The organism is Oceanospirillum sp. (assembly GCF_982874595.1).
Window position 1 is genome coordinate 1 of sequence record NZ_CEYNZH010000078.1, and the last position, 10718, is coordinate 10718.

10 protein-coding genes are annotated in these 10718 nt (G+C 52.4%); 8 read left to right on the top strand and 2 right to left on the bottom strand.

Translation table 11 applies throughout. From position 1 onward, the window contains the following. Both AC4GL5_RS17705 and AC4GL5_RS17710 read right to left on the bottom strand, forming a co-directional pair. Positions 1-217, bottom strand: a 217-nt coding sequence (locus AC4GL5_RS17705) for a glycine cleavage system protein H (protein WP_490384130.1), incomplete at its 3' end; no start/stop codon positions are given. Between the two features lie 177 nt (positions 218-394). After that, complete coding sequence (locus tag AC4GL5_RS17710) at positions 395-1849, bottom strand: L-serine ammonia-lyase (protein ID WP_490384131.1); 1455 nt, start codon at positions 1847-1849, stop codon at positions 395-397. Positions 1850-2388: 539 nt separating this feature from the next. Here AC4GL5_RS17710 and AC4GL5_RS17715 point away from each other — a divergent pair. From AC4GL5_RS17715 to ruvA, 8 genes are all read left to right on the top strand, one after another. Further along, on the top strand, positions 2389-3036 hold the full coding sequence (locus AC4GL5_RS17715) for a helix-turn-helix domain-containing protein (RefSeq protein WP_490384132.1): 648 nt from the start codon (positions 2389-2391) through the stop codon (positions 3034-3036). 164 nt (positions 3037-3200) lie between these two features. Then, the gene (gcvT, locus tag AC4GL5_RS17720; RefSeq protein ID WP_490384133.1) at positions 3201-4328 is read left to right on the top strand and encodes a glycine cleavage system aminomethyltransferase GcvT; all 1128 of its coding nucleotides are present in this window, start codon (positions 3201-3203) and stop codon (positions 4326-4328) included. Between the two features lie 381 nt (positions 4329-4709). Continuing rightward, complete coding sequence (locus AC4GL5_RS17725) at positions 4710-5621, top strand: LysR family transcriptional regulator (protein ID WP_490384134.1); 912 nt, start codon at positions 4710-4712, stop codon at positions 5619-5621. Between the two features lie 349 nt (positions 5622-5970). Beyond that, positions 5971-7746, top strand: coding sequence for an aspartate--tRNA ligase (gene aspS, locus AC4GL5_RS17730; RefSeq protein ID WP_490384135.1), 1776 nt, complete (start codon positions 5971-5973; stop codon positions 7744-7746). A 199-nt stretch (positions 7747-7945) separates the two neighbouring features. Continuing rightward, a complete protein-coding gene (locus AC4GL5_RS17735; protein WP_490384136.1) occupies positions 7946-8692 on the top strand; it encodes a YebC/PmpR family DNA-binding transcriptional regulator in 747 nt (248 codons plus the stop codon). A gap of 76 nt (positions 8693-8768) precedes the next feature. After that, positions 8769-9305 (top strand): crossover junction endodeoxyribonuclease RuvC, encoded by a 537-nt coding sequence (gene ruvC / locus AC4GL5_RS17740; protein ID WP_490384137.1) that lies wholly within the window; start codon positions 8769-8771, stop codon positions 9303-9305. Between the two features lie 6 nt (positions 9306-9311). Then, complete coding sequence (locus AC4GL5_RS17745; protein WP_490384138.1) at positions 9312-10016, top strand: trimeric intracellular cation channel family protein; 705 nt, start codon at positions 9312-9314, stop codon at positions 10014-10016. Between the two features lie 16 nt (positions 10017-10032). Further along, positions 10033-10650 carry a Holliday junction branch migration protein RuvA gene (ruvA, locus tag AC4GL5_RS17750; protein ID WP_490384139.1) on the top strand — a complete coding sequence of 206 codons (618 nt, stop codon included), beginning with the start codon at positions 10033-10035 and terminating at the stop codon, positions 10648-10650. The last annotated feature ends 68 nt before the right edge of the window (positions 10651-10718 follow it).

A 10718-nucleotide genomic window follows, 5' to 3' on the forward strand; every position in this document is an offset into this window, starting at 1 on the left:
GTGCGTAGATGTCAGACGCTGCTTTTACAGATTCAACCAGAGAGAACTCTTCACCAGCATCCACTTCACGGCCAACTTCAGGCAGCTCAACGAATACCACATCGCCCAGCTGGTCCTGTGCGTGATCGGTAATACCAACCGTTACCGTACCGTCACCGTTGTCCAGAACCCACTCGTGGGATGCGGTGTACTTCAGGTTGCCCGGAATATTGCTCATGTTCGCTTCCTCAATCTTTATCTGATTAGATCTAATGAAATGACTAAATGGCAGCAACCGGAACGGTTATCCGGTGCTGGCCGTGATTATCTTTAAATGCGTACGGGAAACAAAGCCCAAGAGCGATATTTCCCGCTTATTTTGATCATTTTAAGCCTTTTTGCGCCTAAAGAAGGGTTAGCAGTTGACCACATTAACGGCAAGGCCACCTCTTGAGGTTTCTTTATACTTGTCCTGCATATCAAGGCCTGTCTGGCGCATGGTTTCGATCACGCTGTCCAGTGATACCTGATGATGACCATCCCCGCGTATCGCCAAACGGGCAGCGTTGATCGCCTTGACCGCACCCATGGTGTTGCGTTCGATGCAGGGCACCTGAACCAGTCCACCGATCGGATCGCAGGTTAAACCTAAATTGTGTTCCATGCCGATCTCGGCGGCATTTTCGATCTGTTCGTTCGTACCGCCCATGACCGCGCATAATGCACCGGCAGCCATAGAGCAGGCGACGCCGATCTCACCCTGACAACCCACCTCTGCTGCTGAGATAGAGGCGTTCTCTTTATAGAGCATGCCGATGGCGCTGGCAGTGGCTAAAAACTCAATAATGCCTGCTTCATTGGCATTGGGCAGAAAGCGCACGTAATAACTTAACACGGCCGGAATGACGCCCGCTGCACCATTGGTTGGGGCAGTAACGACCCGGCCTCCGGCAGCGTTTTCTTCATTCACGGCCATGGCGAACAGATTGACCCAGTCCATCACCGTTAGTTGATCTTTCAGGGCGATTTCCGGTTTTTCCGTCAGCTCTTTATAGAGTTCCGGTGCACGACGCTTAATATGCAGTCCGCCCGGTAGTTCACCGGTCTCTTTGCAGCCCTTGCGGACGCAGTCATCCATCACCTGCCAGATGTTCATCAGCTGCTGTCGGATCGCGGCTTCGCATTGGCTTTCATCCGCTGCCGTCGGTGCCTGCAGGGCGATCTCGTTATCCAGCATCATCTGAGCGATGGTTTTGCCGGAGGCTTTACCTCTGGCCAGTAATTCTTTACCGCTTTTGAACGGGTAGGGGCGGGGTTCGACGCTATCCTGCAGCCTCTCTTTAGGCAGCTGCGATGCGGCGCTCAGTTCCGGCTTAGCCCTGATCTCGTCTTCGCTGAGAACAAAGCCACCGCCTACGGAGTAGTAAACGCCCTGACAGCAAACCATGCCAGCCTGATCAAAAGCACTGAAGCGCATACCGTTCGGGTGTTCCGGGAGTGAATCCTGAAAATGGAACACCAGATCCTGCGCTTCGTTAAATTCGATATGATGTTCGCCACCCAGTAAAAGCTGATGGTTATGGCGAATGGTGCTGATCATCTGATCGACACCTGTGGTTTCAACCGTGTCCGGTTGCTCCCCCAGTAAACCCAGTAACACCGCAGTGTCGGTCGCATGACCTGTGCCGGTCAGCGCCAGAGAGCCAAAAAGCTCTGTTTTAACCCGGCTGATCCGATCCAGGCTGTTGTTGCCTTCCGTCTGGCTTTTCAGCTGATCGATAAAGCGGTTTGCTGCGATCATGGGGCCGACGGTATGCGAGCTTGAAGGGCCTATGCCAATTTTAAACAGATCAAAAATACTCAGTGACATAGCCTTCTCCTTCTTATTCTGCTGACTCGCCTGAGATGAATTGGTTTATTCCGGCGGTGACAGCGTTTTTTGTTGTTATTGAGTTTAGGAGTCTTTAGCAGAAAACCCTTAATTGATCGCCCTGAATAGCGAGCGGTTCAAAAAACTATGTCCTGCACGCTTATGACTTGCTGTTGCCTGCCTCTGACCGATAGTAGAAGGCCAGCGCGCAACAAAAGCCTTGATTTCACTCTTTTGGAGCATACAGAGGGTGTCTGACTCTGGTCATGGAATCATTGCCGGATTCTGCATGTGCGTGCAGGACACATTTTTTACTAGCCTGATAGACAGGCTGCCCGCTTTGGCGGGCGTCAGATTATCAAATTGGTTTTGCAGAGTGCAATAAAAAATTTCCAATCGGAAACAAAGGTTTCTGTTTCAGGGAAATGCCCTATGCTGGCTTTAAAAGCGACAAGCGCTTGTGTAACATGCCGAACCAGTTAAAGGTTTGAATGCGCGGTATATAGGCGGTTCTGCCATATCTCACATAGGGAATTACGATGCCTGAAGAGCCTCATTTTCTGATCGAAGAAAAGCAGCGTGAAGAAAAGATCCAGATCACCCGTGCCGAAGCCAATGCGGAGTCTTATGTGGAGCCTCTTGAGCTGGGTAAACGGGTGCGGGAGATTCGCCTGAGTCAGAATCTGACCCTTGAAGAGGCCAGCAAGCTGTCGGGTCTGGCGCGCTCTACGCTGTCTAAGATTGAGAATGATCAGATCTCGCCGACCTTCTCTGTGGTGACCAAGCTGGCGAACGGTCTGGGGATCGATATGCCTCAGCTGTTTACCCGTCCGAAAGAAGCCGTGGCTGCAACCGGGCGTCGAGATATCACCCGCAAAGGTGAGGGTAAACCGCATCCCACGCCAACCTACGAGCATGAGTTGCTCAGCACTCAGCTGACCAATAAGAAGATGATTCCCTACCGTACAGTGGTGCGGGCGCGATCCATTGAGGAGTACCCGGAGTGGGTTCGTCATGAGGGCGAGGAGTTGCTCTATGTGTTGTCCGGTTCGGTTCTGCTCTACACGGAATTTTATGAGCCGATTGAGCTTATGGCGGGAGATTCGGCTTATTACGATTGCGCCATGGGGCATTCGCTGGTGTCTACCAGTGAAGAGGATGCGGTTGTGCTTTGGGTGACCGCCTGATTTGGCAAACTTTTCTTGCAACAGGTTTCCTATTTCGTTAGCTTTGTTTCCAATAAGAAACGCTGGTTGAGTCGATTAGCATAATCGGCTCGCAACTTTCCTCTGAGTTTTCCTGAAATGGTCTAACGTATCTCAGAGGGTCTAGTCCTTATATGAGGTTTACGATGGCAGACGCGCAGGGTGCTCTGAAACAAACTCCTTTATTTGACCTTCACAATGAGCTGGGCGCTCGCATGGTGCCGTTCGCGGGCTATGAGATGCCGGTTCAGTATCCGCTGGGTGTTAAAAAAGAGCACATCCATACCCGCGAGAAGGCTGGTCTGTTCGATGTGTCCCACATGGGGCAGGTGAAGCTGCACGGCGCAAATGCCGCTAAGGCGCTGGAAGCTCTGGTACCTGTCGATATTATCGATCTGCCCGCTGGTAAGCAGCGTTATGCGCTGTTCACCAATGAGCAGGGCGGCGTGATGGATGACCTGATGGTGACCAATCATGGTGATTACATCTACGTCGTTGTGAACGCGGCCTGTAAAGAGCAGGATATCGCTCACATGCGCGCAAACCTGGGCGACGATGTTGAGCTGGAAGTGATGGATGATGCTGCGCTGGTTGCGCTGCAGGGTCCTGAAGCTGCGGCTGTCATGGCGCGCTTTGCTCCGGATACTGCGGATATGGTCTTTATGGATGCCTGTGCCGTTAAAGTTGATGGCGTTGAGTGTCTGGTTTCCCGTTCCGGTTACACCGGTGAAGATGGGTTTGAAATCTCTATTCCGTCAGCAGAAGCTGAACGCATCTGTCGCCTGCTGCTGAATGAGCCTGAAGTAGAAGCGATTGGCCTTGGAGCTCGTGACTCTCTGCGTCTGGAAGCGGGTCTGTGTTTGTACGGTCACGATATCGACACAACGACCACGCCGCTGGAAGCCAGCCTGATCTGGGCGATCTCTAAAGTGCGTCGTGCGGATGGTGAGCGTGCCGGTGGTTTCCCGGGCGCGGATATCATTCTGGGTCAGATCGCGAACAAAGACTGGACCCGTAAGCGTGTGGGTCTGGTTGCAGAAGGTCGTGCACCGATCCGTGAAGGTGCTGAGCTGTTTGATGCCGATGGCAACAAGATTGGTGTTGTGACCAGTGGTACTTTCGGTCCGACAGCTGAGAAGCCTGTGGCTATGGGTTACGTGGCTACTGAATTCTCCGCCCTGGAAACTCAGGTTTTCGCCAGCGTACGTGGTAAGCAGCTGCCGATGACCGTGGCGAAAATGCCATTAGTCGAGCAGCGCTATTATCGTGGTTAAGAGCCCGTGGTTAAAAGCCCTCGGTTAAGAGTGCGGTTAAGAATCTCATGATTAAGGATTCATAGGTTAATAGCTTGCGCTGAAAAGAATCGCGTTAATACCAATACCCGAGCACTGCCCTGTTCAGGTGTTGGTTAAAAGCGGTTAAAACCTGTGGCCGTGCTTCGTGACTGATGTGTTGTCTCAGGTTGAGCAAACCCCTGATAAAGAACTTTATCAGGGGTTTTGTTTTTCTGCCCTTAGGAGAGGCGTTACATATTCATCTGCAGAGTTTTTTCGGTAATAGCGTTTTTTTAAGTCATTAGTCTTATTCAGCGGTTGAATTATCAGGCGAAATTGAATCCAATAGTGCGCCTTAAGCGGAGGCGTTATCGGTAGAGCATGCACAACATAGAAACCAAGTGGCTGGAAGACTTTCTGGCGTTAGCAAAGACCCAGAGTTTTTCTCAGGCCGCGCGCCTTCGGCATGTCACTCAGCCCGCCTTCAGTCGACGCATTAAGACCCTTGAGCAATCCGTGGGTGTGCAGCTGTTTGAGCGTGATGTTCAGCCGGTGCGCCTCAGTGAGGCCGGGCAGCAGTTTTTACCGACCGCGCGCAAGGTGCTGGCTCAGTTGCAGGCGGCGGTTCGTCAGCTGTCTCCTTCCGGTGGTTATCTTCCCCGAATCAATTTCTGTGCGGCTCATGCCCTGACGTTTACCCTGATGCCTGAGCTGGTGCGCTGGATTCGTCAGCAGGAAAGCGGCTTTATGGTGCGTACCGAGGCGGCCAATGTTGATGTGGGGCTGAATGCGCTGCGCAAAGGGGAGTGTGACTTCCTGCTGGCGTTTCATGATCCTCAGTCCTGGATTCGGCTGGATGAAGCCTTGTTCCCCCATTGTCAGTTAGGTTGGACGCGTCTGGTGCCGGTATGTAAAGCGACTCGCCACGGTCAGGCGATCTATCGGTTGGGTGTGGATCAGGATGTGCCTTATCTGGCCTATACCTCTGAGGCGATGCTGGGGCAGGCGGTGCGTGAGCGGCTGCGGTCTCAGCTGGGTGATCTGAGTCTGAAAAAGGTATATGAAACCGCGATGGCTCAGGGTTTGAAAGAGATGGTGCTGGCAGGAGAGGGTGTTGCCTGGTTGCCGGAAGTGACCATTAAGCAGGAGCTTGAATCCGGCGCGATTGTGCCCTGTGGTTCTGAGCAGTGGGTGATCCCGCTGGCAATCTGTCTTTATCGCTCTGTCAGTGATGAAAAACCGATGGTTGATCGTTTGTGGCAGCTGATTGGTGAGCGCTACGGATCGGTCTGATCTGTCGTTTTGCCTGCGAGCTGTTCTGTGCGTTTGGCTGTGAGACGTTCTGTCGCCGGATTGGGTCGTCATCGGGCTATATTTTTGTTTTAACGCGGTTTTTCCTGCTCATATGCCGCATTTGCCTTTGCGGGCGGTGGAGTTGATGCGGGGTCGGGTATATAATACTTCGCCTTATATGCCCGTCTGAAATCGATGCGGGGCGGAAAGAATTAAATTCGCGCTGGCTTCACTGATGTGTTGCAGGCGCATTCGGCGTTCAGCCGCTATTGAATCATGGTTGCTGACCCTGTGTGTTGTTCAGGGTGAGTGGCTATAAAAGAGTACAACAGGAAAACAGGACATAATTATGCGCAGCCATTATTGCGGCGAACTGAATGAATCCCATATCGGCGAAACAGTCACTCTGTGTGGCTGGGTTCACCGTCGTCGTGACCACGGTGGGGTAATTTTCTTAGATCTGCGTGATCGTGACGGTCTGACTCAGGTGGTGGTTGACCCTGACACAGTAGAAGCTTTCGCGGCTGCTGATAAAAGCCGTAGCGAGTATGTGCTGAAAATTGAAGGTCTGGTACGTGCGCGTCCTGAAGGCACTACGAACGCGAATATGCCGACCGGCATGATTGAAGTTCTGGGTAAAGATGTTGAAGTACTGAACGCTTCTGAAACGCCTCCATTCCCTCTGGATGAGCACGTTAAAGTGGGTGAGGACGTTCGTCTGAAGTACCGCTATGTTGACCTGCGTCGTCCTGAGATGCTGGAAAAACTGCGTTTCCGTTCCAAGATGACCCACACCATCCGCAACTATCTGGATGAGAAAGGCTTCCTGGATATCGAAACACCGATCCTGACCCGTGCGACGCCGGAAGGTGCCCGTGACTATCTGGTACCAAGCCGTACCCACGCAGGCAGCTTCTTTGCGCTGCCTCAGTCACCTCAGCTGTTCAAGCAGCTGCTGATGGTGTCTGGTATGGACCGTTACTACCAGATCGCTAAGTGCTTCCGTGATGAAGATCTGCGTGCCGATCGTCAGCCTGAGTTTACTCAGATCGATATCGAAGCATCTTTCGTGACTGACGAAGAGATCATGGGTCTGGCTGAAGGCATGACTCAGAAACTGTTCCAGGAAGTACTGGACGTTGATCTGGGTGAATTCCCACGTATGCCGTTTGCTGAAGCGATGCACCGCTTTGGTAGCGACAAGCCGGATCTGCGTATTCCACTGGAAATGGTGGACATGGGCGATCTGATGGCGCAGGTTGACTTTAAAGTCTTCTCTGGCCCGGCTACGGATCCTAAAGGTCGTGTTGCCGCGCTGCGTGTTCCGGGTGGTGCTTCACTGTCCCGTAAGCAGATCGACGAATACACCAAGTTCGTGGGTATCTATGGTGCCCGTGGTCTGGCATGGATCAAAGTTAATGATCGTAAAGCGGGTCTGGAAGGTCTGCAGTCTCCGATCGTTAAGTTTATGGAAAATGTTATTGATGATGTGCTGGATCGTGTTGATGCACAGGATGGCGATATCATCTTCTTCGGTGCTGACACCGCTAAAGTGGTTAACGAAGCGATCGGCGCACTGCGTTGCAAGCTGGGTGAAGATCTGAATCTGTACACCTGTGAGTGGGCTCCGCTGTGGGTTGTAGACTTCCCGATGTTCGAAGAGAACAGCGATGGTTCCCTGTCTGCACTGCACCACCCGTTCACTTCTCCGGCGTGTTCTGCTGAAGAGCTGGCAGCGAACCCGGGTGAAGCCCTGTCCGTTGCTTACGATATGGTTCTGAACGGTACTGAGCTGGGTGGCGGTTCTATCCGTATCCATGATCAGAAGATGCAGCAGGCGGTGTTTGACGTTCTGGGTATCAGCCAGGAAGAGCAGCAGGAGAAGTTTGGCTTCCTGCTGGACGCGCTGAAATTCGGTGCGCCACCACACGGTGGTCTGGCATTCGGTCTGGACCGTCTGGTGATGCTGATGACAGGTACCCAGTCGATCCGTGAAGTGATCGCCTTCCCTAAAACTCAGAGTGCCGGTTGTGTTATGACTGCAGCTCCGGGCGAGGTAAGTGCTGAGCAGCTGAAAGAGCTGAATATCCGTCTGCGTCAGAAGATTGCGCCTACGGAAGAATAAGCAGCTTTTATAGCTGTGCCTTAAGCGTTGGTTTGTCCGGCGCTTATGGTTTCGATGGGCATCAGATTCTCTCTGATGCCCATTTTAGTTTTAGCGTCTTTATTTAACGGCTTCAGATAGCTTGAATCTTTTTTCTGAGATGACAGGCGGTTAAATAAAGAGGTTGTGTGAATAACTCAGATACAAACGGGAGTTTGGAATGGCTGGCCACAGTAAATGGGCAAACATTAAACACCGGAAAGCTGCGCAGGATGCAAAGCGCGGCAAAATTTTTACCAAACTGATTCGCGAGCTGACCGTAGCCGCTCGTCAGGGTGGTCCTTTGCCGGAAGATAATCCGCGTTTGCGTGCCGCGGTTGATAAAGCTCTGGGCGCGAATATGACCCGTGACACCATCGACCGAGCGATTGCCCGGGGTGCGGGAGACGCGGACAGCGATAACGTCGAAGAGATGACCTACGAGGGCTATGGCCCGGGCGGTGTTGCTGTTCTGGTTGAATGTATGTCCGACAACAAAAATCGTACCGTAGCGGAAGTGCGCCATGCTTTTTCAAAGCGCGGCGGCAATCTGGGAACCGACGGTTCTGTTGCCTATCTGTTTGAGAAAAAAGGTCAGATCTATTTCGAGCCGGGTGCTGATGAAGAGGCGCTTATGGATGTGGGTCTTGAAGCCGGTGCCGAAGACATTGTGACCCATGATGACGGCTCTATTGAAGTCACAACGGACTGGACAGAGTTTAACGCGGTTAAAGAAGCTTTGGCTGAGGCCGGACTTGAAGCCGCTGGTGGCGAAGTGACCATGGTGCCTTCTACCACAGCCCCAATGGACAAAGAGGGCGCGGAAAAAATTATGGCGCTGATCGAGCATCTGGAAGATCTGGACGATGTTCAGAACGTGTACAGCAATGCGGATATCCCGGCTGATGTTATGGAACAGCTGGGCTAATGTTTTCCGGCCACCTTTTTTGTGGCTGGCGTTTTCTGCCTGAGCACTTTCAGGCGGGAGTACTTTAAGGACAGTTATGGCCGTCATCCTGGGTATTGATCCCGGTAGCCGGAAGACCGGTTATGGTGTTATCCGCATGGAAGGGCACCGAATGAATTATATCGCCAGTGGTTTTATCAAAATCACCGGCGAGACTCTGGCGGATAAGCTACAGCAGGTTTATGCCGGAGTTTCTGAGGTGATCGCTCAATATCAGCCAACCCAGTTCGCCATTGAACAGGTGTTTATGGCGAAAAATGCTGACTCTGCCCTCAAACTGGGGCAGGCGCGCGGTGTGGCTATTGTTGCTGCGGCTAATGTGGGGCTGCCGGTCAGTGAGTATGCCGCCCGTCTGATCAAGCAAGCTGTAGCGGGAACCGGTGCCGCAACCAAGGTTCAGGTGCAGCAGATGGTCGCTGCCATTCTGAAACTTTCCGATCTTCCTCAATCCGATGCCGCCGATGCTCTGGCTATCGCGATCTGTCACGCCAATTCAAACCTGGGTTTGGTTGCCGGTGCCGGAAAACGCGGTGGTCGTCGTAGCAGTTGCTGGCGTCAATTCCGCCCGGAGTAATGCAGCATGACGCTGTTTAATATCCCTTTTATCTATTATCTCGATATTTTTGGCACCATTGTTTTCGCCATTACCGGTGTGCTGGCGGCCAGTGAAAAGCGCCTTGATCTGTTCGGTGTTATCGTGGTCGGTATGGTCACGGCCATCGGCGGCGGTACGATCCGGGATCTGGTACTTGGTCGTACACCTGTGTTTTGGGTGGTTGAAACCCTCTATATCTGGGTTATTGTGGCGACTACGGTGATGACCTTTATTGCCGCACGTTTCCACCCTTTTCCCTACAGAACCCTGCAGGTTTCCGATGCAATCGGGCTTGGTGTGTTTACGGTGATTGGTGCGCAGGTGGCCTTGAATCTGGGGCATCCACCGGTTATTGCTGTGATGATGGGCGTGATGACCGGCGTGTTCGGTGGTGTGGTGCGTGATGTGCTGACCGGTGAAATTCCGATGATTTTCCAGAAAGAGATCTACGCCACGGCGGCAATGGCGGGAGCGGTGGTCTTTGTGAATCTGCGCTGGTTTTTACCGGAAGGAACAGAGGCTGTGAGCGCTATCGTGACCATGTCATTTGTGATCGGGCTAAGATTGGCGGCGATCTACTGGAACTTACAGTTACCGGTGTTTCTGCTCTCCTACAAAACAGCAGAAGAAAAGCGGCAACAGCGTGAGATGAAGAAGTCTCAGGCATCGAAATCAGCGGCGAATCAATAAAACAGGATTGAATACGATGATTGGACGACTAAAAGGCGTATTGGCAGAGAAAATGCCACCCCAGCTGCTGATCGATGTGAATGGCGTGGGTTATGAAGTAGAAGCACCTATGAGCACTTTTTATCAGCTGCCTGCCTTGGGTGAGTCGGTGGAGCTGTTCACACACTTCGTGGTGCGGGAAGATGCCCAGTTGTTGTATGGCTTTGGTGATCGCAATGAGCGCCGCCTGTTTCGTGACCTGATCAAAGTGAACGGTGTTGGCCCTAAGCTGGCTCTGACTATTTTATCCGGTATTGAAGCGTCTCAGTTTGTGCGCTGTGTTAACGATGGCGATACCAATGAGCTGGTCAAGCTGCCGGGTGTGGGAAAGAAAACCGCTGAGCGTCTGCTGGTGGAAATGAAAGATCGCCTTAAAGATTGGGCGACTGATCCTGAGGTGTTTGAGTTAACGGCTCCGGAGTCCGGTGAAGCGGCTACCGCAATAGAAGTGAAGGATGGTCGTGAAGAGGCAGAGCAGGCGCTTATTGCGCTGGGTTATAAGCCTGCACAGGCCAGTAAGGCGGTGAATGCTGTTTACAGTAGTGGGATGAGCACGGAAGAGCTGATCCGGGCAGCCTTAAAAGGTATGATTTAATATACAGTGTTTTTAACCTTCACCGATGAATCAATAGGCCAAGCTGATGATTGAAGCAGACCGGTTAG

What these genes read in the sequence shown, in the direction of transcription:
- ruvA (WP_490384139.1), top strand. Translation starts at nt 10,033, where the DNA reads ATGATTGGACGACTAAAAGGCGTATTGGCAGAGAAAATGCCACCCCAG.
- gcvT (WP_490384133.1), top strand. Translation starts at nt 3,201, where the DNA reads ATGGCAGACGCGCAGGGTGCTCTGAAACAAACTCCTTTATTTGACCTT.
- ruvC (WP_490384137.1), top strand. Translation starts at nt 8,769, where the DNA reads ATGGCCGTCATCCTGGGTATTGATCCCGGTAGCCGGAAGACCGGTTAT.
- AC4GL5_RS17725 (WP_490384134.1), top strand. Translation starts at nt 4,710, where the DNA reads ATGCACAACATAGAAACCAAGTGGCTGGAAGACTTTCTGGCGTTAGCA.
- AC4GL5_RS17735 (WP_490384136.1), top strand. Translation starts at nt 7,946, where the DNA reads ATGGCTGGCCACAGTAAATGGGCAAACATTAAACACCGGAAAGCTGCG.
- AC4GL5_RS17710 (WP_490384131.1), bottom strand. Translation starts at nt 1,849, where the DNA reads ATGTCACTGAGTATTTTTGATCTGTTTAAAATTGGCATAGGCCCTTCA.
- AC4GL5_RS17715 (WP_490384132.1), top strand. Translation starts at nt 2,389, where the DNA reads ATGCCTGAAGAGCCTCATTTTCTGATCGAAGAAAAGCAGCGTGAAGAA.
- AC4GL5_RS17745 (WP_490384138.1), top strand. Translation starts at nt 9,312, where the DNA reads ATGACGCTGTTTAATATCCCTTTTATCTATTATCTCGATATTTTTGGC.
- aspS (WP_490384135.1), top strand. Translation starts at nt 5,971, where the DNA reads ATGCGCAGCCATTATTGCGGCGAACTGAATGAATCCCATATCGGCGAA.